Here is a 22,682-nt window from a genome sequence, read left to right on the forward strand (position 1 = left end):
TCAGACACGGTCGAAGTCTTCTATCGGCCCGTACGGCCGCCAAACGGGAAATGTCTGGCTATTCATCGCGTTCCATGCGCGATTCGCCACCTTTATGGATGCTTCGCGCTTACCTGCGAGAACGACGGACGACGTTCCATGCACTGGTGAACAATGGCCCCGCCAAACAGTCGCGCCTACCCGAGGCGCGGTAAATTCCGAGAGGCACACTCACATGTTCAGCAAAGTCGCGGCCGCCACGGCCGCCGGCGTGCTGGCGGTGTCCGGACTGGCCACCGGCACCGCCCACGCGTCCACCGGATGGCAGGCCAAGGCGCCGTCCAAGATCCTCGACTCCGGCACCGTCCGGCTCGAGGGTGGCAACACCAGCGTCGAGACGTCCGCCCTCGACATGCCCGTCCAGGCGGGCGACGTCGTGTCGTTCCGCTACCGGCTGAGGGACGGAGCGACCTGCACGGGCGGCGCGCCCCGGGTCTTCGTCGAGACGCAGGGCACGTACACCAACTCGTGGGACCAGAACATCGGCGCGGGCAAGCAGTGCGGCGAGAACGGCGTCGTCACGTTCACCGTGCCCGCCAACGGGCGCATCGGCGCGGCCGGCATCGTGTACGACAACGGCGGCCCCGGCCACGTCATCGTGTCCGACCTGACGGTCGACGGCCGCAAGGTGCGCTTCCTCGACCGCCGGCCCGCCCCGGCGGCGGTGCCGGTGAAGCCGAGGCAGCCGTGGGTCGACCAGCCCAAGTGCGGGACGAACCTCGGCTGGGTGGGCATCCCGCGCCAGCGCGGCGTCTCCTTCAAGATCGACGGTCGCCCGATGGAGCCGGGCCGCCATGAGGTCCGTCCCGGCCGCTACGTCGTCACCGCGCACGCCTGGGACGGCCACAAACTGGTCGGCGAGCGCGCCTGGAAGCGGTTCGTGAAGCGGGGCCTCCCCTGCGGCTCCGGCCGGGTGGCCACGCCGGTGGAGCCGACGCTCGACCAGCCCACCTGCGCCGACAAGGTGGCGTCGCTCGCCATCCCGAAGGCGCGCGGCGTCATCTACCGCACCGCGCCCGACGCGCTCCTCGAGCAGGGACAGCGCTACACGGTCGACGCGGGCCTCGTGGTGGTCACCGCCGAGGCCGCCCACGGCTTCAAGCTCGCCGAGGGGGCGCAGCGCGAGTGGCGGATGCCTGTCGCTGAGAAGCCCGACTGCCGGCCCGCGAACCCGCCGGCCACCGACGTCGACGTGGTGAACGACATCCCCGTCCCCACCCGCGTCGACACCGGCCTCGGCGGCCTCGCGCGCTGACGGCCGTCACGGACCCCCACCACCAGAGCGGCACTCCCCCATCGCAACCGCCCGGTCGAGGCACCGCGCGCCTCTGGCCGAGCGGCCATCACAACCGCCCGCCCGGGACACCGCGCACCCTGGCCGAGCGGCCATCACAACCGTTCGGTCAGGGCACCGCGCGCCCCTGGCCGAGTGGCCATCGCAACCATCCGGTCCGGGCACCGCGCGCCCCGGCCGGGCGGCGTCCTCCCCGGTCGGGACGTCCCGGCCGGGGAGGGTCTCTCCGCCGGTCCCGGGGACGTCCTCCGCAGGGAGGGCGTCCCCTCCGTCCTCCCCCTGGAGTTCCCTTGATGCGTCGTATCCTCGCCGTCACCGTCCTCGTCGTCGCCATCGCCGCCTGTGGCGACTCGCCTCCGTCGTCCGCCCCCTCAGCGGTCGCGACCGACACCCCCGTGGCGGCGGTGACGCCGCGGCCCGCGGTGGCCGACCCGGCCCGCATCCGCATCCCGGCCATCGGCGTGGACGCGCCCCTGGTGCGGCTCGGCCTCGCCGGCGACGGGTCGATGCAGACCCCCGACTTCGGCAAGGCGGGCTGGTACAAGGAGGGCCCGCGGCCCGGCGAGCCGGGCCCCGCGGTGATCGCCGCCCACGTCGACGGCAAGAGCGGCCCCGACGTGTTCGCCAAGCTCGGACGGCTGCGGAAGGGCGCCAAGATCGTCGTGGTCGACAAGAGCGGCCAGACGCATCAGTTCGTCGCCGGGAAGACCCAGCAGTCGGCCAAGACCGCGCTTCCCACCGAGGAGATCTGGGGCGAGACGGCGAAGCCGGCGCTGCGGCTGATCACCTGCGGCGGCACGTTCGACCGGGCGAGCGGCCACTACGACAGCAACGTCATCGTCTGGGCCGACTCGGTGTGACCCGCGGGGCGGGTCACACGTCGAGGGGACGGCCGTCCAGCTCCCAGGCCGGGTCCACGGGCACGCCGAGCGCGGCGAACGCCGTCGGGGCGACGTCCACCAGGCGCGGGCCGTCGAGGAGGCGCCCGCCCAGGTCCTCGCCCATGCGGTGGGCGACGACGAACACCGTGCGCTCCTCGTCGGAGGTGCCGCCGTGGCCGCCCGCGTCCACGTGCCCGTGGTCGGTGGTGACGAGCACCGTCCACCGCTCCTCGCCGTACGAGGGGCGGGCGCGGACGGCGTCGAGCAGCCGGCCCAGGTAGGCGTCCTGGGCGGCGAGGGCGGCGGCGTACTCGGGGCAGTGGGGGCCGAGGGCGTGGGCCACCTCGTCGGTGTCGCCGAGGTAGACGAACACCGCGTCGGGGTCGTCGCCGGCGAGGTGCGCGGAGGCGGCGGCGGCCACCTGGGTGTCGCACTCGGACCAGCCGACGGCGTACCCGTCGAGCACGAACCGGTGGTCGATCTCGGGGCCGAACGCGCCGTGCTCGGCCAGGGCCGCCCACGAGAAGAAGGCGGAGGTGGTCAGCACGGGGCGGGCCCGCTTGATTCGCGTCAGGAAGTCCGGAAATTTCGTGTACTGGGGTGCGGCGAAACCGTTGTCCACGACGCCGTGCTTGTCGGGCCAGACGCCGGTCGCGATGGACGACCACCCGGGCCCCGAGTCCGTACGCGACCTGATGACCCGGACGCCCTCCACGGGCGCGACCGACGTGGGCACCACCGCGCCGGGCGACGCGGTGCGCGGGGTGCCCGGCTCGCCGTAGGGAAGCTTGCTGGTGCCGTACGCGCCGGTGGACATCAGGCCGGCCAGCACGGGGGCGTCGAGCGCGAGGAGTCGGTCGAACCGCAGGCCGTCCATGCCGACGACGAGCACCTTGTTCACCCGACTGTTCACCCGACCGTTCACCCGGCCGGAATTCTGGGAAGCGGACATGCCCCTATCTAAGCGGGGACGCCTGAGCGCCGAACCTCCGCACCCAGGCCGTCGCGCCCGGCAGGATCTCCTCGACCGGGGCCACCTGCGGGTACCACGTCCGCTCCCACTCCAGGGACACCCAGCCGTCGAACCCGGCCGCGCGCAGCAGCGCGCCCGCCTCCTCCAGCGGCACCGACCCCTCGCCCATCGGCACCGGCGTGCTGTCGTCCGCCGACACAGCGTCCTTGACCTGCACGTACGTCAGCCAAGGGCCGAGTGCGGCCAGCGTGGCGGCGGGGCTCTCGCCGTGCCGCCATGGATGCAGCAGGTCCCAGATGGCGCCGGTCGTCGCGGGCAGGCCCGCCTCGGTCAGCAGCGCGGCCACGGCGGCGCCGGTGGCCATGCTGTCGTGCGTCTCGACCAGGACGCGGCGGCCCAGGTCGGCGGCCGGCCCCGAGACGGCCTTGAGCCGCCGCGCACCGATGCCCGCGTCGCCGCCGCGCGGGAACACCCGTACGCCGGACGCGCCGAGGTCGGCGGCCAGGCGCAGGTCGGCGAGCAGGGCCTCCACGACCGGTTTGTCAGGCCCCGGCTTACATATGCCGACATATCCAGCGAGAGCCGAAATTTCCAGACCTGCCTGCTCCACCCGCTCCCGCACCGACCGCCGCTCCTGCGCGCCGAGCCCGGCGTGCACTCCGGTGTCGGGGTGCAGACGCAGCTCCAGCCCCTGGCAGCCGTGGCCGGCCGCGATCTCGATCGCCCGGTCGAGCCCGTCGCCGGGCATTCCCAGGGTGCTGACCGCGATCCTCACATGAGCCTCCGCACGCTCTCCCGGAGCACCACCTCGCCGGCGACCTGCTCGACGACGACCGCGTCCGCCTCGTCCCTGTCGTGGAGCGCCAGTTCAAGCGCTCGCGCCCCCATGCCGCTGAGCGGCAGCCGTACGGTCGTCAACGCCGGGACGTGGTCACGCAGCGTGACGATGTCGTCGAAACCAGCCACCGAGACGTCGTCCGGCACCCTGATCCCGCGCTCGCGGCAGGCGGCCAGCGCTCCCACGGCCATCACGTCGTTGACCGCGAAGACACAGGTCGCGTCGCGCACCTGCCGCGCCGCCGCGTAGCCGCCCTCGCGGTCGAACGGACCGTGGATCACCTGCGGCTCGGGCAGCCCGAGCTCCCGCAGCGCCGCGACGAAGCCGGCGCTGCGGTCGGCGGCCGTCATCAGCTGCGGCGGCCCCGCGAGCACCGCGAAGCGGGTGTGGCCGAGCCCGGCCAGCACCCGCGCCAACTCGGCCGCGCCCTCGCGGTTGGCCGGCGCCACGGTGTCGACGCCGAGCAGGTCCTGGCCCACGCAGGCCACCCGGCCGCCGCTGTCGCGGTAGCGGGCCAGCTCGGCGCGCAGCCGGTCGGTCACCGCGGGATCGGCGACGCGCGAGCCGACCAGCAGCACCGCGCGCACCCGCTGGGCGTTCAGCGTCGCGACGTAGGCGATCTCCTGCTCGGGGTCGCGGTGGGTGGTGCCGACCATGACGAGCATGCCCTCGGTGGCCGCCGCCCGCATCGCCCCGTCGGCCAGTGCCGCGAAGTAGGGGTCGATCAGGTCGTGGACGACGATGCCGATGACGTTGCTCGACCCGCGTGCCAGCGTCTGGGCGGCGATGTTGGCTCGGTAACCGAGCTCGTCGGCGGCCCGCTCGACGCGCGCCCGCAGGGCGGCGCCCACCTGGCGGGTGCTGCCGTTGAGCACCCGCGAGGCGGTCGCGAGCGAGACGCCCGCCTGTTTGGCGACGTCTTCAAGCGTGACCACGAGACCCTCCCGGAAAGCGATTTCCCAGTCTGCCAGACCAGATCCTGGAACCGCATCCTCGCACGTCCAGCGTCCGGGCAGGTCACGATCACGTTCTCAGAGCCAGGGGAAGAGGATGCCGAGCAGGCCCCCGTTGCCCTTGTCCTCCTCCTGCTGCGGCTGCTCCGGCTGCTCGGTCACCTCGGTGGGCGCCTGCGCCTCCTCGTCCTGCCCCGTGTTCGAGCGGGGGGCGTCGTCCTGGCGGGAGTCGTTCTCGTCCGCCGTACGGCCGCCGCGGTCGACGCCGCCGTTGCCGCCCTCGCGGTTCGCCGGCACGCGGACCTGCTCCTCGTCCGTGTCCTGCGCCGGTTCGGCGGTGCGGGTGGCGCGCGGGCGCTCGGACGGCTCACGCGTGGGCCTGGTGCGCTGCTCGGTGTGCGTCGGCACGGTGGACGCGGGCTGGTCGGCCGGCGTGCCGGCGTCGCCCTGCTGGTCGCGCGGGGTCCGCTCCTCCTGGTCGGCCGAATCGGTGGGCTCCGGCTCGGCCTCCTCCTCCTCGACGGGCTCGTCCTCCGGCAGCGCGGACTCCGCGGGCGTGTTCACCTGACCGGCGCTCGCGCACTGGCCGCCCGCGCAGGAGTCGTCGGACGAGGCGCCGGTGAGCACCCAGCCGACGCCCACGCCGAGCACCACCACGGCGGCCGCGGCGACCAGCAGCGTCCGCGTGCGGCGGCGTACCTCCCGCTCGCCGCGCGCGTGGTAGTCGTCGCCGGACTCCTCTGACCAGCCGGCCCCGAGGAAGCCGCGGCGAGGCTCGTCGTCGCCCGCGTCGAAGCCCTGGTCGTAGCCACGGTCGAGCGGAAGGTAGCCCGGCTCGTGCTCCACCGGGAACGGCCCGCTGTCGTCGGCGTAGCGCCCCTGCTCACGCTCGTCCTGATAGGCGCGCTCGTCCTGGTAGGCGCGCCCGTCCTGGTAGCCGCGCCCGTCCTGGTAGGCCGCGTCCTGCGCGCCGCCGAGCACGTCGTGCGCGCCACTCGCGCCGCCGAGCACGTCGTGCGCGCCACTCGGGGCGCCCAGCACGTCGTGGGCGCCGCTCGGCGCGTCCAGCACGTCCTGGCCGCCGCCCAGCACGTCGTACGGCGCGGGCGGGTCGAGCACGTCGCGAACGCCCTCCCGCTGCGGGTCGGCGCCCTTGTCCGGCAGGATGTACGTCTCGTTGCCGCTGACCTGGATGGCGGGCTGCTCGTCGGTGTCCTCGGTGCTCCATCGCGGCGACAGCACGTCACCCGCCAAGTCCGGGTTCAACGACCTACCCTGACCATCCTCGTACGGCCTGTCGTTCTCGTCGCGCCCCACGATGAACCTCTCTCACATTTTCTTGTCAGCGCCCTTTCCTAGCAGAATCAACCACACACTGTCCGGAAATTTCACATGTTTCCCTCAAGTCACACTAAGTGACATGTGTCGCAATGTGTGCCGCTCTGGCTACCAACAGGAGAGCGAAATGCCCGATCCCGGGCTCACAGGCAGGGGTTGGTCTCGCTGTCGACGACCTTGTCCTTCAGCGAGTCGGGAATCGCCGACAGGACCCGCACGCCCGGCCAGTCAGCGCCGATGACGAGCTGGATGACCGGCCCGTCGGGCCGTCCCGCCTTCCGCTTCCCCTGCGCGCCGGCCGTGGACCCGGCCTGCGGCTCGTACGCCTCCATGCTGACCGGCCGCACCTTGCCCGCCACCGGCGTGCGCTTGGCCTTCGACAGCCGCGCCGCGACCGCGTCGCCGTACGCAGGGCCGTCCTGGGTGTCCTTCTTGGCGTACCGGATCGTCGTGGTCGCGACAGGGGCGGCGTTGCCCACGTGCGTGACGACGAAGCCCTGGGTGGACAGTTCGTCGGCCACCTGCCCGGCCTTGCCCTGCTCGCCGGTGGCGTTGAGGATCTGCAGGCGCACCTGTCCGTGCTCGATCCTGGGCGTGGCCGGCTTGCCGGGAGTCGGCGCGGCGGTCACCTCGACGTCGTTGCGCACGGCCTCGAAGAAGTCGCGCGCCGCCGGCTGCGCGAGCTGCACCCGCGCGGTGTCCGGCGGGTACGGCTCCACCGGCACCGTGATGCCCCTGAGCTCCTTGGCGGTCAGCCCTCGGATGCTGTCGCCGATCTCCAGCATCCGCTCGACCGTGAGACGGTCGTCCACGGTGACGGCCCGGACGGCGGCCTGCAGGAAGCCGTTCAGCCTGCCGGGATCGGCGAGCAGGCCGCCGTCGGTGACCTTCTCCGCCACCTTGGTCAGGAAGACCTGCTGGCGCTGGATGCGGCCCAGGTCGCTGCCGTCGCCCAGGGCGTAGCGGGTGCGGACGTAGCCGAGCGCCTGCTCGCCGTCGACCACGTGCTTGCCCGCGCCGAGCCGCAGCTTGGCCTGCGGGTCGTCGACCGCCTTGGGCAGACAGATCTCGATGCCGCCGATGGCGTCGATGATGGCCTTGAAGCCGGTGAAGTCGACCTTCACGAAGTGGTTGACGTTGATGCCGGTGAGCGACTCCAGCGTCCTGATCGTGCAGTTGATGCCGCCGTCGTTGAAGGCGGAGTTGATCTGCCGCAGGCCGCCCGGCAGCGTGGCGCCGTTCCTGCCCTCGCACTCGGGGATCATGACCATGGTGTCGCGGGGGAAGCTGATCACGGTGGCGTTGTCGCGGTTGGGCGCGACGTGCAGCAGCATGATCGTGTCGGTGCGCTCGCCCAGGCCCTGCGACTTGGCGCCGTACTTCTTGTTGTCGCCGTCGCGGGAGTCGGAGCCGACGAGCAGCACGTTGAGCGCGCCGGTGTCCGGGGGGCGGTTCGGGCCGGCGTTGATCCGCTCGGTCCGCAGGCCGCTGAGCACGTACCGGTAGTAGCCGTACGCGCCGAGCACGGCGGCGACGAGCACCAGGGCCATCGCCACGCTCACCCAGCCCATCGCGGTCAGGCGGCGCCGCGGCGACGCCGCCCGGCGCCTGGCCCGCCTTCCGGCCTCGTGCGGCGGCGGTGCCGGCGACGGTTGCGGTGGAGCGGCGCGGCGGCCGGGAGCCGCGTCGTCCCGCTGCCCTCTCACCTTGTCCACCCCTCGTGCCATGATCGCGAATCCAGTAGCCACCGGCAGAAGATCGAAGGGGTGACTCCGGCGACAAAGTCGGTGCGCCACCCCGTCATCACGAGAACCTGGTCGTCCGGACGGGCCCCTCCCCCGTGAGAGGCGTCCAGCGCTGATGGTAGACGCGCTGTGGCCCGTCGGGCGAGGGTTCGCTGCAAAGCCGACGAATCGCGGGCGGCACTACGGGCCGTGACGCCATGATGACAGTCATGCTGTTGACCGAGATGGCTCCCCTCCCCGGCGCCCGCGACGTCGCCGGCCTGCGCGCCGGGGCGGACACCGCCCGCCGTCGCGCCTTCGTCGCCCTCGTGGCCTCGATCGCGCTGCTCGCCACCACGCAGTTGATCGCCGAACGGGCCCCGACCAGGGAGCAGACCCTGCCGCTCGCCGTCCTGACCCTGACGGTCTTCGCCGCCGCGCTGCCCGCTCTGGCCGTCACGCAGTACGTCTGGGGCGCGCGCGCCCGCCGCGTGCGGCGGCGCGAGCTCGAACTGTACGGCGTGACCCGCTCCGGCCGGGCCCGCCCGCTGGTCCGGCTGGGCGTGGCCGGCGGCTGGGCGCTGACGCTCCTGCTCGGCTGGACGGTGCCGCGCTTCTTCCACGAGTCGGCCCTGCACTCCTTCGCCGCCGTGCTGACCCGGGCCGTCGAGGCGCTGTCGGTGGTCAGCGTGGCGGCGGGGGTGTCGTTCGCGCTGTGGTGGGCACGGGACGTCGTGGGGCTGCTGTGGTCCGCCGTGCGTTCTGGCGGTTCGCCCGGCGATCCGTGGGACCCAGGGAGTCGCGCCCGCCCGCACCGCCCGCACCTCGGGGCCGCGCTGCGGATCGGCGCGGCCCTGGCGGTGGCGTCGCTGGTCGCGGCCCGCGCGCACCTGTGGGAGCCACCCTCGTGGATGGTGTACGCCCTGCTGACGACGGCCCTCTTCTGCGCTGTAGTTACTGACGAGTAGCATTAGGCGCGGAACCACTATCCGGCAACGAGGAGCGAATCCGTGCCTTCCTCTCGTGACGTCGTGTTCGTCGACGGCGTTCGCACACCCTTCGGCAGGTCGGGGCCGAAGGGGCTTTACGCGGAGACCCGCGCCGACGACCTGGTCGTCCGCGTCATCCGCGAGCTCGTCCGGCGCAACCCCCAGCTGCCGCCCGAGCGGGTGGACGAGGTCGCCATCGCCGCGACCACGCAGATCGGCGACCAGGGGCTCACCATCGGGCGTTCGGCGGCGGTGCTGGCCGGGCTGCCGAAGACCGTGCCCGGCTACGCCATCGACCGCATGTGCGCGGGCGCGATGACCGCGGTCACCACGGTCGCGGGCGGCATCGCGTTCGGCGCGTACGACGTCGCCATCGCGGGCGGCGTCGAGCACATGGGCCGGCACCCGATGGGCGAGGGCGTCGACCCCAACCCGCGCTTCCTCGCGGAGAAGCTCGTCGACCCGAGCGCGCTCGTCATGGGCATGACCGCGGAGAACCTGCACGACCGCTACCCCGGCATCACCAAGGAGCGCGCGGACGCGTACGCGGTGCTCTCGCAGGAGAGGGCCGCCAAGGCGTACGCCGACGGCAGGATCCAGCCCGACCTGGTGCCGACCGCGATCAGGACGGCAGAGAAGGGCTGGGGCCTCGCCGTCGAGGACGAGGCTCCCCGCCCGGGCACCACGATGGAGGGGCTGAGCGGGCTCAAGACGCCGTTCCGGCCGCACGGCAACATCACGGCCGGCAACTCCTCCGGCATCAACGACGGCGCCACCGGCTGCATCATGGCCGCCGCCGACGTCGCTGCCGAGCTCGGCCTCCACCCGAAGATGCGGCTGGTGTCGTACGCGTTCGCCGGCGTCGATCCGGAGGTCATGGGCGTGGGGCCGATCCCGTCCACGGAACGGGCGCTGCGCCTGGCCGGTCTCGACATCGCCGACATCGGGCTGTTCGAGATCAACGAGGCGTTCGCCGTGCAGGTGCTCGCCTTCCTCGACCACTTCGGCATCGCCGCCGACGACCCGCGGGTCAACCCGTACGGCGGCGCGATCGCCTACGGTCACCCGCTCGCCTCCTCGGGCGTGCGGCTGATGACGCAGCTCGCCCGGCAGTTCGGCGAGCGTCCCGACGTGCGCTACGGCATCACCACCATGTGCGTCGGCATGGGCATGGGCGGCACCGTGATCTGGGAGAACCTGGCATGAGCAGCACCACGAACACCGGCGCGCCCGACACCATCGACGGCTGGCGCGCCCTGCTGGGCGAACACAACCCCGACGAGGTCGTCACCAAGGCCCTCGTCCGCGACGTCCAGCTGCCCGGCGGGGCCGGCACGATGGCCCTGATCACCCTGGACAACGGTTTCGACCACACCAAGCCGAACACGTTCGGCACCCGTGGCCTGCTCGCGCTGAACGGCGCGCTGTCGGAGATCGCCGAGCGCACCGACCTGGTCGCGGTGGGCGTGACGGGCAAGCCGTTCATCTTCGCCGTCGGCGCCGACCTCAAGGGCGCCTCCGAGGTGACCACCCACGAGGAGGCCCTCGCCGTCGGACGGCTCGGCCACCACGTCTTCCGGCGGCTCGGCGAGCTCGCGATCCCGTCGTTCGCGTTCGTCAACGGCGCGGCCATGGGCGGGGGCCTGGAGATCGCGCTGCACTGCACGTACCGGACGATCTCCTCCGGTGTCCCCGCCGTGGCGCTGCCCGAGTGCTCGCTCGGCCTGGTGCCGGGCTGGGGCGGCACGCAACTGCTCCCCCGCCTCGTGGGCCCGGCGAACGCCATCAAGCTGATCATCGAGAACCCGCTGGCCCAGAACCGCATGATCAAGGGCGCGCAGGCGCACGAGATGGGCATCGCCGACGCGATGTTCGAGCCGGCCGACTTCCTGGAGGAGTCGCTGCGCTGGGCCGCCCGGGTGCTCCAGGGCGAGGTGGCCGTGGAGCGGCCGTCCCACGAGGCGTCGGAAGGCTGGGACAAGACGGTCGCCGACGCGCGCTTCCTCGTGGACCTGAAGCTGCACGGCGCCGCCCCTGCGCCGTACCGGGCGCTCGACCTCATCGCGCTGGCGCCGACCGCCTCCCGCGACGAGGGCTTCGCCGCCGAGGACGACGCGCTGGCCGACCTGCTCATGAGCGAGGAGCTGCGGGCCGGTCTGTACGCCTTCGACCTGGTGCAGCGCCGCGCCAAGCGGCCGGCGGGCGCGCCGGACAGGGCACTCGCGCGCAAGGTCACCAAGGTCGGCGTCGTGGGCGCGGGCCTCATGGCCTCGCAGATGGCGCTGCTGTTCGCCCGCCGCCTGGAGGTCCCGGTCGTGCTGACCGACCTCGACCAGGCCCGGCTCGACAAGGGCGTCGGCTACGTGCACGCCGAGATCGACAAGCTGCGGGCCAAGGGCCGTCTCACGCAGGACGCCGCCAACCGGCTCACGTCCCTGGTGACCGGCTCGCTGACCAAGGACGCCTTCGCCGACGCCGACTTCGTCATCGAGGCCGTCTTCGAGGACATGGCGGTCAAGAAGCAGGTGTTCGCCGAGGTCGAGGCGGTGGTCTCGGCGGAGTGCGTGCTCGCCACGAACACCTCCTCGCTGTCGCTGACCGAGATGGGCGAGGGGCTCGCCCACCCCGAGCGGCTCGTCGGCTTCCACTTCTTCAACCCGGTCGCCGTCATGCCGCTGCTGGAGATCATCCGGGGCGCCGCGACGGATGACGCCACGCTCGCCACGGCGTTCGCCGTCAGCAAGTCGTTGAAGAAGTCGTCGGTGCTGGTCAAGGACGCCCCCGCGTTCGTGGTGAACCGCCTGCTGACCTGCTTCATGAACGAGGTCATCACGGCCGTGGACGAGGGCACGCCGCTGGAGACGGCCGAGCACGCGCTCGACGAGCTCGGGCTGCCGATGACGCCGTTCGCGCTGCTGCAGCTCGTCGGCCCGGCGGTGGGCCTGCACGTGGCCGAGACGCTGCACGAGGCGTTCCCCGAGCGCTTCGGCCTGTCGGCGAACCTCGCGAAGCTGGTCGCCGCCGGCAAGCCGGGCGTCTACCGTCCCGACTTCACGCTCGACCCTGAGGCGGTGGCGCTGTTCGCGGGCGGCGACGCGCCGTCCACCGCCGAGCAGGTGCGCGAGCGCGTGCTGACCGCACTGGCCCGTGAGATCCGCATCATGCTGGACGAGGGCGTGGTGGCCGCGCCGCAGGACATCGACCTGTGCATGATCATCGGTGCGGGCTGGCCGTTCCACCTGGGCGGCATCACGCCGTACCTCGACCGGACGGGCATCGCCAGGACGCGCTTCCTGCCCGAAGGGGTCGCGTCGGTTCCCGCCTGACCCTTGCGCTGAACCGCCCGTCCCGGTCCCCCCGGGGCGGGCGGTTCGACGGTCAGCCGCGTTTCTGCCAGGGCGTCGCGGCCCGGCTGTGCCAGTAGCCGTAGGCGAAGTAGAGCACCACGCCGACGATCATCCAGATGACGAACCGCAGCCACGTCTCCGCCGGCAGGTTGAGCATCAGGTACAGGCAGGCCAGCACCGACAGGATCGGCAGCACCGGCACCAGCGGCACCCGGAACGCCCGCGGCAGGTCGGGACGCGTCCTGCGCAGCACGATCACTCCGGCCGACACCACCACGAACGCGAACAGCGTGCCGATGTTGACCAGCTCGGCGAGCTCCCCGAACGGCACGAACCCGGCCAGCGCCATGGTCACCGCCCCGATCAGGATCGTCAGCCGGGCGGGCGTGCCGAAGGCGGGGCTGACGGTGGCGAGCCCGCGCGGCAGCAGACCGTCGCGGCACATCGCGAACAGCACCCGGGTCTGGCCCAGCAGCAGCACCAGCACCACGGTCGTCAGGCCGGCGACGGCGCCCAGGCTGATGATGGTGGCGAGCCAGGGCTGCCCGACCGCGATGAACGCGTCCGACAGCGGCGCGGCGGTGCTCAGGTCGCTGTAGTGCTGCATGCCGACGACGACGAGCGAGACGGCGACGTACAGCACCGTGCAGATGCCCAGCGACGCGAGGATGCCGCGCGGCACGTCACGCTGCGGCTCGATGGTCTCCTCGGCGGCGGTGGCCACGATGTCGAAGCCGATGAACGCGAAGAACACGATCGCGGCGGCGGAGAAGACGCCGATCACGCCGAACGCGACGGGCGTGATGCCGAAGATCAGCTGGATGAGCGGAGCCTGCACCCCCTCCACGCGCTCCGTGGCCTGCGCCTCGGGGATGAACGGCGTGTAGTTGGCCGCCTTGACGAAGAACAGCCCGGCCAGGATGACCAGCAGCACCACGGTGACCTTGACGATCACGAGGACGAGGTTGACCCGCGACGACACCTTGATGCCGGCGACCAGGACCACGGTGAGGGCGAGGACGATCAGCATGGCGGGCACGTTGACCACCGGATCGTCACCCGCGATGTACTCGGGCAGCGCGAGCCCGAGGGACGCCAGCAGCGAGGCGACGTACCCCGACCAGCCGACCGCCACCACGGCGGCGGCGAGCGCCAGCTCCAGCAGCAGGTCCCAGCCGATCACCCACGCGGTGAACTCGCCCAGCGTGGCGAAGGCGAACGTGTAGGCCGACCCGGCCACCGGGATCGTGGAGGCGAACTCGGCGTAGCACAGGGCCGCCAGGCCGCAGACGACGCCGGCGACGACGAACGAGATCGCCACCGCGGGCCCCGCCACCTCTTTGGCGACCTGCCCGGTGAGCACGAAGATTCCGGTGCCGACGATGACGCCGATGCCGAAGACGGTCAGGTCGACGGCGGTCAGGCGCTTGCGCAGCTGATGATCGGGGGATTCGGTGTCGCGGATGGATTGCTCGACACTCTTCGTGCGAAAGATGTCCACGCCGAGCGATCCTTCCCTCACGGCGCGTCATCATGCCCGTGCCGGGCGGGGATCCGGCGTCCCGCGGGAGGTTCGCGCGGGACGCCGGTGAAGGTCAGTTGCGGGCCGGCTCGACCGAAGAGGTGCGCTTGGCGACCGCCTCGGTGACCTGCCGCGCGAGGTCTTGCCCGGTCAGGCCGATCTGGCCGAGGATGGCCGCCCGCTTGGCGTGGTCGAGGAAGCGCTGCGGGATGCCGAAGGTGCGGACGGGCACGTCGACGTCGGCGTCGCGGAGCAGGCGGGCCACCGCGTCGCCCACGCCGCCCACGCGGCCGTTGTCCTCTGCCACGACCACGAGCTTGTGGGCGCTCGCGGCCAGGACGAGCGCCTCGTCGAGCGGCTTGACCCAGCGGGGGTCGACCACGGTGGCGGAGATGCCGTGGGCGTCGAGCAGCACCGCGGCCTCCATGCAGATCCTGGCCATCGGGCCGACGCCCACCAGCAGCACGTCGGGCTCGGTCTCGGGGGCGAGCAGCACGTCCATCTCGCCGAGCTTGCCGACGGCCTCGAGGGGCTCGGCGACCGGACCCTTGGGGAAGCGCACGACGGTGGGGCCGTCGGTGACCGCCACGGCCTCGCGCAGCAGCTCGGCCAGCCGCTCGCCGTCGCGCGGCACCGCGATCCTCAAGCCGGGGACGACCTGCAGGATCGACAGGTCCCACATGCCGTTGTGGCTGGCGCCGTCGTCACCCGTGACGCCCGCGCGGTCGAGCACCACCGTGACGGGCAGGCGGTGCAGGGCGACGTCCATGAGGAGCTGGTCGAAGGCGCGGTTGAGGAACGTGGCGTAGACGGCGACGACCGGGTGCATGCCGCCGAGCGCGAGGCCCGCGGCGCTGGTCAGCGCGTGCTGCTCGGCGATGCCGACATCGTAGATGCGCTCGGGGAAGGCCTCGGCGAACGCGTTGAGCCCGGTCGGGTGGAGCATGGCCGCGGTGATCGCGACGAGGTCCTCGCGCTCCTTGCCGAGCCGGACGAGCTCCTCGCTGAAGACGTTGGTCCAGATGCGGCCCTTGGGCTTCTCGGCGCCGGTCGCCCGGTCGAAGGCGCCCGGCGAGTGGAACTGGTCCTCGTCGTGGTTCTCGGCGGGCGTGTAGCCGCGGCCCTTCTGGGTGAGGGCGTGCACGATGACCGGGCCGCGGAAGTCGCGGGCCTGGCGCAGCGCGGCCTCCATGGCCTGCTCGTCGTGGCCGTCGATGGGCCCGACGTACTTGAGACCGAGGTCCTCGAACATCACCTGGGGCGCGAGGACGTCCTTGACGCCCTTCTTGAAGCCGTGCAGGGCGTCGTAGAGGACGGGTACGTTGCCGATCTTGTCCTTCACGTACTCGAGGACGTCCTCGTAGCGGCGGTTGACGCGCAGCGAGGACAGGTGGGAGGCCAGACCGCCGATCGTGGGCGAGTAGGAGCGGCCGTTGTCGTTGACGACGATGACGACGGGCAGGTCCCTGCCGGCGGCGATGTTGTTGAGCGCCTCCCAGGCCATGCCGCCGGTCAGGGCGCCGTCGCCGATGACCGCGACCACCGTGCGGTCGCACTCGCCGCGCAGTTTGTACGCCTTGGCCAGGCCGTCGGCGTAGGACAGCGCGGTGGAGGCGTGGGAGTTCTCGACGAAGTCGTGCTCGGACTCGGCCTGGCTCGGGTAGCCGGACAGGCCGCCCTCCTGCTTGAGCGCCTCGAAGCCGGCGGCGCGGCCGGTGAGCAGCTTGTGCACGTACGCCTGGTGGCCGGTGTCCCAGACGACGGGGTCGTGCGGGGAGTCGAAGACGCGGTGCACGGCGATGGTGAGTTCGACCACACCGAGGTTGGGCCCCAGGTGGCCGCCGAACTTGGAGCAGGCGTCGACGAGCAGGTCACGGATCTCTCCCGCGAGCCGCGGCAACTCCTCGACAGCGAGCCGTTTGACGTCCTGCGGTCCCTTGATCGAGCCCAGCAACCCGCTCACGGATGCGACTCCCCTCTGCTTTTGTGCGCCGACCCCCCGCAGTCTAGTTCGCCGAGGCTTCGCTGACTCCATCACGTCAAATGCACCCCTATATGTCCGATCTTGACCTACCCTTGCCGAACATATGACTTCCGTCCCCACAGGCAAGCTCGCCGTGATCGTCGCCGCCGTCGTGGCACTGTCACTGGCACTGGGGGCGCTCGGGGCCGTGCTGGCCGATGTGCTGGCCGACCAGGTCACCCGTACGCCGGCCGGGAGCGCCGCCGGGGAGCGGCCCGCCTCCCCGGCGCCGCAGCCGGGCGGCAAGGCGGGACAGGACTCGAGGCGGGACGGCAGCTCCGCCCCGCAGGGCGCGGCGCTCGCGACCGACAGCCCGCTCTACCGGACCGGGCGGCTCACCGACGTGAACTGCCGGCCGGGACGCCTGCCGGCCGGCGACATGGCCAGCTACCGGCGCTTCCTCATCCGCGTGACCTCGTGCCTGAACAGGGCCTGGGCCGCGCAGTTCCGCAAGGCGGCCATGCCGTTCACCAAGCCGCGGCTGCGCATCATCACCCGCCCGGTCCAGACGCCCTGCGGCGCGTGGAACCGCGGCGCCGACGGCGTCTACTGCTCCACCGACCGCACGATCTACCTGATGATCGGCAAGGAGCAGCTGCGCAACCCGTTCCCGCTGGGCATCACCCGGCTGGTCGCCCACGAGTACGGCCACCACGTGCAGCAGATGTCGGGCATCTGGCAGTACTACTGGGTCGCCAGGACGATCGCCGGCACGACGCGCCGCCTGCAGCTGTCGCGCAACTCCGAGCTGCAGGCGGAGTGCCTCTCCGCGGTCTTCATGAGCACGATGAAGGACACCCCGCTGGTCACCGGCGACGACTGGGCCTACACCGTCGACTGGTTCAGGAAGAACGGCGCCAAGGGCTGGCCGCAGAACGACCACGGCCGCGGCCCCACGCAGGCGGCCTGGATGACCCGCGGTTTCGCCAAGGGGACGCCCGGCGCCTGCAACACCTGGGCTGCCGATCCCCGGAACGTCACCTGAACGACCGTCCACGACGGGCCTCCGAGCGTCTAAGATCCGCGATCGTGCGCATCTTCCTCCTGGCGCCGGTGGCGTGCCTGGTCGCGTTGTCCGCCGTACCGGCCGGAGCGGGCAGGGCCGACGCCGCGCCCCCGCCCGGGCAGTACGGGCTGATGGGCGTGATGGGCGGGGCCGTCGTCCCGCAGGAGTGCGAGATCCCCGCGATCCGCACGGGCAGCGTGGGCTCGCTGCGTTCCTTCCACCGCGCGATGGCCGGGTGCGCCGACCGCTTCTGGGCCGCCCGGTTCGCCGCGGCCGGGCTCGCGTACACCTCCCCCGCGGTCGAGATCACGACCACGGACGACTCCGTCTGCGGGGCGGTCACCGGCAACGGCGCGCAGTACTGCCCGCAGCAGCGCACGATCGTCGTGCGCATCACCGACGACGACGCGCGCGACCCCTTCCGGATGAACCTCGCGCACTCGGTCGCCCACGAGTGGGGCCACCACGTGCAGGGCCTCATCGGGGTGCTGAGCGCGCAGAGCGCCCTGTACGGGCCCGCCTCGGACGAGGCCCGCCGATTACTGAGCCACCGGCTGGAGATGCAGGCCGAGTGCTTCGCCGGCGTCTTCTACAGCGCCGCGCTCGACTCGGTCGATCCTGGGATCTCGTGGGACGGCTGGATGAAGGCGGTCCGCCAGGCGGACGAGAGCGACATCCACGGCAAGCCTCGCAACCTGGCCTTCTGGCAGAACCGCGGCTACCAGGGCGGCGCCACCGGCTTCTGCAACACCTGGACCGCCCCGGCGTCGAAGATCACGTGAGGGCGGGTCAGGCGTGGGCGCGGGCCAGGACTTCCAGGGGGTCGGACAGGACGTTGGCGAAGGCCAGTTCGGCGGCGCCCACGAGGGTGGCGGCGTCGCCGAGCGACGACGTGCGCAGCCGCAGCCGCTCGCGCTGCGGCGCCATCGCGTGCAACGCGAGCCGGGAACGCACCTGAGCCGCCGCCCCGAGGTAGATGTCCCGCAGCATCCCGCCGAAGATCACCATCTCGGGGTTGAAGATGTTCACCAGGTTGGCGACGCCCAGCCCGAGCCAGTCACCGACCCGCTTGAGCGCCTCCTGGGCCACGATGTCGCCGCGGTCGGCGGCCTCCACGACGGCGCGCACGGAGTCGCGCCCCTGATGCCCGCCGTACCGGCCGGCCGACTCCAGCAGCGCCCGCTCCCCCACCTCGGCCTCCAGGCACCCGTGGGAGCCGCAGCCGCAGGCCCGGCCGCCGGGGTTGACGACCATGTGGCCGACCTCGCCGCCGTACCCCTCGTGGCCGCCGATCAGGTGGCCGCCGGAGATGATGCCGCCGCCGATGCCCACGTCGCCGTGCAGGTAGACGAGGTCGCGCACGGCCGCGCCGACGCCGCGGCTGTGCTCGGCGAGTGCGCCGAGGTTGGCGTCGTTGCCGACGCTGACCGGCAGCCCGAGGCCGAGCCGGCGGGCGAGCTCCTCGCCGAACGGCACCTCCTCGGCCTTCAGATTGGGCCCGAACCTGACGACCCCGTCGTCCTTGCGGACCCCGCCCGACACGGCCGCCGCCGCCCCGACGCAGACGGCGTCGGCCGCGGCCTTGCGGCGCATCTGGCGGGCGAAGCCCGCGAGCACCGCGGTCAGCTCGGCGAGCTCGAACGCGCCGCGCTCGCGTACGGCCTCGCGGCGGTCGAGGATCAGGCCGCCCAGCCCGACGCGGGCCGCCGCCAGCCGGTCGGGGCCCACGTCGAAGGCGAACACGTAGACCCTGGCCGACTCGGGACGCACCACGAGCGAGGGCCGCCCGGCGCGGCCCGTCTCGCGCGGCAGTTCCTCGCGCACCAGCCCTGCGGCGGTGAGGTCGGAGGTCAGCGCCATGATCGTGCTGCGGTTGAGCCCCATGCGGGAGGTCAGCTCCGCCCGCGAGATCGGCCCGCCCAGGTGGACATGACGAAGAAGCGCGCCAAGATTGTGGCGCCTGATGTCCTCCTGTGAGGGGCCGGCACGCATGGTCTGGTGTTCCTTGAAGGGCCGCGGGTCGCTGATCACCTTAACCCGGTGGCGGCCGCCCGCTTGCGCGCCAGGGCGTCCACGCCCGCGGCCAGCAGCAGGACGGACCCGGTGACCAGGTATTTCACGCTGGCACCGTACCCCATCAGGCCCATGCCGTTCTCGATGACCGCCACCACCGCGCCACCGAGCACGGCGTCGAGGACCCGGCCCTTACCGCCGAACAGGCTCGTGCCGCCGATGACGGCCGCGCCCACCGCGTACAGCAGGACGGAGCTGCCGCCCGTGTTCGGGTCGACGGAGCTGGCTCTGGAGGCGGCCACGATGCCGCCGACCGCGGCCATCGAGGAGCAGATCACGAAAGCCATGATCTTGATCCGGTCGACCGGGATGCCCGCCCGCCGCGCCGCCTCGGCGTTCCCGCCGACCGCGTACAGGTGGCGGCCGAAGGCGGTACGGCGCAGCACGACCGTCCACACCACGAGCAGCGCCAGGATGACGGGCACCACGATCGGCACGCCGGTGAGCGAGACGAGGGCCGGGTTGCGGCTGCGTTCCAGGTTGAGCACGAACACGGCGGCCCCGGCGACGAGCGCCAGCGCGCCCACGCGGAAGGCGATGAGCGACAGCGGGTCGGCGGCGAGCCCGCGTCCGGCGCGGTTGTGCGCCCGCCGCAGCTGCACGGCGGCGAAGACCGCCACGCACACGGCGTACAGGGCCCAGCCGAGCCAGGGCGCCAGGTTCCGGTTGGCGATGGCGATGACCACGTCGTCGCGGATGGAGATGTTCGTGCCCTCGTCCACCAGCACGAGCACCAGGCCCTGGAAGGCGAGGAAGCCGGCCAGCGTGACGACGAACGACGGGATGCCGACCTTCGCCACCAGCGTGCCGAGCGTGGTGCCGATGAGCACACCGGTGAGGACGGCGGCCAGCATGCACACGTACCAGGGCAGACCGGCGCTGGTGAGCGTGACGGCGAGCACCGCGGCGCAGACGCCGCTGGCGAAGCCGGCGGACAGGTCGATCTCGCCCAGCAGGAGGACGAAGACCAGGCCCATGGCGATGAGCGTGACCGCCGCGCCCTGGGTGAAGAGGTTGGCGAAGTTGATCGCGGTGACGAAGGACGGGCGGGCGACGGCGAAGACCGTGCACAGCACGCCCAGGCCGAGGACGGCGGGCAGGGAGCCCATGTCGCCGCCACGCACCCGCTGGACGTACGCGGCGAGGCTGTTCCTGACCGACGGCGCCTGCGCCGCCGTGACGATCGCCTCGCCGGGGAGTTCTTTGACCTTGCTCATGGGGTGACCCCGTTCTTGAGGCCCAGGTCGCCGCTCCGGCCCGAGGTGATGAGCTCGACGACCTGCGCGTGCGTCACGTCGGCGGTCCTGACCTGCGCGGCCATCCTGCCGAGATAGAGCGCCGCGATCCGGTCGGAGACGGCGAACACGTCGTTCATGTTGTGCGAGATGAGCACCACGGCCAGCCCGGTGTCGGCGAGCCTGCGCACGAGTTCCAGTACCTGCGCGGTCTGGGCCACGCCCAGGGCCGCCGTGGGCTCGTCGAGGATGACGACCTTGCTGTTCCACAGCACGGCCTTGGCGATGGCCACGGTCTGCCGCTGCCCGCCGGACAGGCTGGAGACCTGCTGCCTGATCGACTTGACCGTGCGCACGGACAGCTCGCTGAGCGTGCGTTCGGCCAGCTCCTCCATGGAGTCCTCGTCGAGGAGGAGGCCGTTCTTGCGTTCCCTGCCGAGGAACATGTTCTGGACGATGTCGAGGTTGTCGCAGAGGGCGAGATCCTGGTACACGATCTCGATGCCCAGCTCGCCCGCGTCGCGAGGGCTGTGCACGTGCACCTCGCGGCCGTCGAAGAGCAGTTGTCCCGCGTCGACCGGGTAGATGCCTCCGACGCACTTGACCAGCGTCGACTTGCCCGCGCCGTTGTCGCCGACGAGCGCGGTGACCTCGCCGGCGTACGCGGACAGGCCGACGTCGTGCAGGACCTGCACCGGGCCGAAGCTCTTGTCGATCCCGCGCAGTTCGAGGAGGGGGGTCATGTGGCTCCCTAAACGGGGGGTACGGCCCCGCTCGTGGCGCGGGCCGTACCCCTGGATGTCATTGAATTCCCGCCTCGGTGCACTTGTCGGCGAAGTCGCCGGTGCACAGCTCCTCCTTGGTGACGAAGCCGTCGGCCACCACGTCCTTGACGTTGTCGAAGTAGATGGCCTGCGGCTCCATCAGCTCGGAGGGGACGCTCTGGCCCGTCTCCGGGTCCTCGACGCTGCTGGCCGCCGCGGGCTTCTCACCCTTGGCCAGCGCGACGGCGAGCTTGGCCGCGGCGTCGGCCTCCTTCTTGATCGCCTTGTAGACGGTCATGCACTGGTCGCCCGCGAGGATGTTCTGCAGGCCCTGAACGGTGGCGTCCTGGCCGGTGACCGGGATCTTGCCGTTCAGGTTGTTCTTCTTCAGCACGGTGATGGCCGCGTTGCCGAGGCCGTCGTTGGCGGAGAGGACGCCGGCGATCTTCGGCTCCTCGGTCAGCATCTGCTCGAAGAGCGTGCCTGCCTGGGTGTTGTCCCAGTCGGGCACCGACTGCTCGGGGCCCTTGACGTACTCCCCGGCGTCGAACTTCGGCTTGAGCACCCCGTCGTAGCCGTTCTTGAACAGGGTGGCGTTGTTGTCGGTCGGCGAGCCGTTCAGGTACGCGACGATCGGCTTGTCGGCCTTCTTGTCGGTCAGGCACTTGGTGAGGCCCTCGCCCTGGAGCTGGCCGACCTTGGTGTTGTCGAAGCTCACGTAGTACGCGGCGCCGCCGCCGAGCGTCAGGCGGTCGTAGTCGATCGTGGCGACGCCCTGCGACCTGGCCTTCTCGATGACGGTCTTGCCGGTGCCGCTGTCCAGGTTGACGATCATCAGTACGGTGGCGCCGTTCGTGATCATCTGGTCGGCGATGGTCTGGAACGCCGTCTTGTCGTTCTGGGCGTTCTGGATGTCGTACTCGACGCCGGCGGCCTCGAAGGCCTCCTGCAGGTACTTGCGGTCCGCCGTCTCCCACCGGTCGGAGGACTTGCTGTCCGGGAGGATGACGCCGATCTTGCCCGTCGCCGCCGCCGGCGCGGAGGCCGACGCGGACGAGGTCGTCGTGGTCTGACCGCTTTCGCCCCCGCAGGCGGTGAGACCGAGGGCGAGCGCGGCTGCCGCGGCGGTCGTGCTGAGGATCCCCTTGCGCATGGTGCATGGGTCCTTTCTTCCGGAGGGGCCCGGATGAATGTTGTTTGCGGCAACGTAAGCCGGGATTCTCCGCTTGTGAAGGCCCTCAGCGACGTGGATTTGTTGTATCAGGTAACAATCCAGAAACACGCGTGCAGCCGTGACACGTCAGCGCAGGCAGGGCCGCGGGGTCGGCCGCCGGCCGTCCGGGGGATGCTCCTATGGATGTCAAGCGACGTGTTCTTGATCGTTTGATGTGATGATTCGGTAGAGTTCGCGGGCTATGTAGCGCTTCAGGCAGCGGATGATCTCTTTCTTGGACAGGCCGTCTTGGGTGCGTCGTTCCATGTAGGCGCGGGTGCGTGGATCCCAGCGCAGACGGCATAGGACCACGCGGTAGAGCGCGGCGTTGGCTTGGCGGTCGCCGCCGCGGTTGAGGCGGTGCCGGGTGGTCTTGCCGGAGGAGGCGGGGATCGGGGAGACGCCGCACAGCATGGCGAAAGCGGCTTCGCTGTGCAGCCGGTCGTGGTTTTCGCCGACGGTGACCAGCA

At 71.7% G+C, this 22,682-nt stretch carries 19 protein-coding genes; 7 read left to right on the forward strand and 12 right to left on the reverse strand.

Going from position 1 to position 22,682, the window contains the following annotated elements; genetic code table 11:
- The first annotated feature begins 214 nt into the window (after nt 1-214).
- Nucleotides 215-1,294 carry a hypothetical protein gene (locus tag BLR04_RS21725; RefSeq protein WP_090768261.1) on the forward strand — a complete coding sequence of 360 codons (1,080 nt, stop codon included), beginning with the start codon at nt 215-217 and terminating at the stop codon, nt 1,292-1,294.
- A 332-nt stretch (nt 1,295-1,626) separates the two neighbouring features.
- Nucleotides 1,627-2,193 (forward strand): class F sortase, encoded by a 567-nt coding sequence (locus BLR04_RS21730; protein WP_245740404.1) that lies wholly within the window; start codon nt 1,627-1,629, stop codon nt 2,191-2,193.
- Between the two features lie 13 nt (nt 2,194-2,206).
- On the opposite strand, the gene BLR04_RS21735 is transcribed toward BLR04_RS21730, so the two are convergent.
- The 5 genes from BLR04_RS21735 to BLR04_RS21755 all read right to left on the reverse strand — a co-directional run bounded on the left by BLR04_RS21735 (nt 2,207) and on the right by BLR04_RS21755 (nt 8,064).
- Nucleotides 2,207-3,127: an alkaline phosphatase family protein gene (locus BLR04_RS21735; RefSeq protein WP_218129104.1), complete on the reverse strand. Its 921-nt coding sequence runs from the start codon at nt 3,125-3,127 to the stop codon at nt 2,207-2,209.
- Nucleotides 3,128-3,170: 43 nt separating this feature from the next.
- Nucleotides 3,171-3,962 carry a sugar phosphate isomerase/epimerase family protein gene (locus tag BLR04_RS21740; RefSeq protein ID WP_090768272.1) on the reverse strand — a complete coding sequence of 264 codons (792 nt, stop codon included), beginning with the start codon at nt 3,960-3,962 and terminating at the stop codon, nt 3,171-3,173.
- Nucleotides 3,959-4,960 carry a LacI family DNA-binding transcriptional regulator gene (locus tag BLR04_RS21745; protein WP_090768276.1) on the reverse strand — a complete coding sequence of 334 codons (1,002 nt, stop codon included), beginning with the start codon at nt 4,958-4,960 and terminating at the stop codon, nt 3,959-3,961. Before BLR04_RS21745 ends, BLR04_RS21740 begins: the two co-directional genes overlap by 4 nt.
- Before the next feature lie 96 nt (nt 4,961-5,056).
- Nucleotides 5,057-6,244 (reverse strand): hypothetical protein, encoded by a 1,188-nt coding sequence (locus tag BLR04_RS21750; RefSeq protein WP_143022134.1) that lies wholly within the window; start codon nt 6,242-6,244, stop codon nt 5,057-5,059.
- Between the two features lie 215 nt (nt 6,245-6,459).
- Nucleotides 6,460-8,064, reverse strand: a complete 1,605-nt coding sequence (locus tag BLR04_RS21755; RefSeq protein ID WP_245740402.1) for an LCP family protein — start codon at nt 8,062-8,064, stop codon at nt 6,460-6,462.
- A gap of 206 nt (nt 8,065-8,270) precedes the next feature.
- Between BLR04_RS21755 and BLR04_RS21760 the strand changes: the two genes are divergently transcribed.
- From BLR04_RS21760 to BLR04_RS21770, 3 genes are read left to right on the forward strand one after another with little or no spacing between them, the layout of a single operon-like run.
- A complete protein-coding gene (locus tag BLR04_RS21760; protein WP_090768282.1) occupies nt 8,271-9,008 on the forward strand; it encodes a hypothetical protein in 738 nt (245 codons plus the stop codon).
- 42 nt (nt 9,009-9,050) lie between these two features.
- On the forward strand, nt 9,051-10,235 hold the full coding sequence (locus BLR04_RS21765) for a thiolase family protein (protein ID WP_090768285.1): 1,185 nt from the start codon (nt 9,051-9,053) through the stop codon (nt 10,233-10,235).
- The gene (locus BLR04_RS21770; protein WP_090768288.1) at nt 10,232-12,355 is read left to right on the forward strand and encodes a 3-hydroxyacyl-CoA dehydrogenase NAD-binding domain-containing protein; all 2,124 of its coding nucleotides are present in this window, start codon (nt 10,232-10,234) and stop codon (nt 12,353-12,355) included. Before BLR04_RS21765 ends, BLR04_RS21770 begins: the two co-directional genes overlap by 4 nt.
- A 52-nt stretch (nt 12,356-12,407) precedes the next feature.
- On the opposite strand, the gene BLR04_RS21775 is transcribed toward BLR04_RS21770, so the two are convergent.
- Nucleotides 12,408-13,877, reverse strand: coding sequence for an amino acid permease (locus BLR04_RS21775; RefSeq protein WP_090768291.1), 1,470 nt, complete (start codon nt 13,875-13,877; stop codon nt 12,408-12,410).
- A gap of 94 nt (nt 13,878-13,971) precedes the next feature.
- Entirely contained in the window at nt 13,972-15,852 is a 1,881-nt protein-coding gene (dxs, locus tag BLR04_RS21780) for a 1-deoxy-D-xylulose-5-phosphate synthase (protein ID WP_090768294.1), read from the reverse strand.
- Between the two features lie 133 nt (nt 15,853-15,985).
- Between dxs and BLR04_RS21785 the strand changes: the two genes are divergently transcribed.
- Together BLR04_RS21785 and BLR04_RS21790 are read left to right on the forward strand one after the other, a co-directional pair.
- Complete coding sequence (locus BLR04_RS21785; protein ID WP_090768297.1) at nt 15,986-16,906, forward strand: neutral zinc metallopeptidase; 921 nt, start codon at nt 15,986-15,988, stop codon at nt 16,904-16,906.
- A gap of 44 nt (nt 16,907-16,950) precedes the next feature.
- Complete coding sequence (locus BLR04_RS21790) at nt 16,951-17,709, forward strand: neutral zinc metallopeptidase (protein ID WP_090768299.1); 759 nt, start codon at nt 16,951-16,953, stop codon at nt 17,707-17,709.
- Nucleotides 17,710-17,716: 7 nt separating this feature from the next.
- On the opposite strand, the gene BLR04_RS21795 is transcribed toward BLR04_RS21790, so the two are convergent.
- From BLR04_RS21795 to BLR04_RS21815, 5 genes are all read right to left on the reverse strand, one after another.
- Nucleotides 17,717-18,919 (reverse strand): ROK family transcriptional regulator, encoded by a 1,203-nt coding sequence (locus BLR04_RS21795; RefSeq protein ID WP_090768362.1) that lies wholly within the window; start codon nt 18,917-18,919, stop codon nt 17,717-17,719.
- A 35-nt stretch (nt 18,920-18,954) separates the two neighbouring features.
- Nucleotides 18,955-20,217 carry a sugar ABC transporter permease gene (locus BLR04_RS21800; RefSeq protein WP_090768302.1) on the reverse strand — a complete coding sequence of 421 codons (1,263 nt, stop codon included), beginning with the start codon at nt 20,215-20,217 and terminating at the stop codon, nt 18,955-18,957.
- Nucleotides 20,214-20,978 (reverse strand): ATP-binding cassette domain-containing protein, encoded by a 765-nt coding sequence (locus BLR04_RS21805; protein ID WP_090768305.1) that lies wholly within the window; start codon nt 20,976-20,978, stop codon nt 20,214-20,216. The genes BLR04_RS21800 and BLR04_RS21805 overlap by 4 nt, the downstream gene beginning before the upstream one ends.
- Before the next feature lie 58 nt (nt 20,979-21,036).
- A complete protein-coding gene (locus BLR04_RS21810) occupies nt 21,037-22,152 on the reverse strand; it encodes a sugar ABC transporter substrate-binding protein (RefSeq protein WP_090768308.1) in 1,116 nt (371 codons plus the stop codon).
- Between the two features lie 207 nt (nt 22,153-22,359).
- On the reverse strand, nt 22,360-22,682 hold a 323-nt coding region (locus BLR04_RS21815; RefSeq protein ID WP_143022135.1), incomplete at its 5' end, for a transposase.

Source organism: Nonomuraea maritima, assembly GCF_900100395.1.
GTDB classification, from domain to species: domain Bacteria; phylum Actinomycetota; class Actinomycetes; order Streptosporangiales; family Streptosporangiaceae; genus Nonomuraea; species Nonomuraea maritima.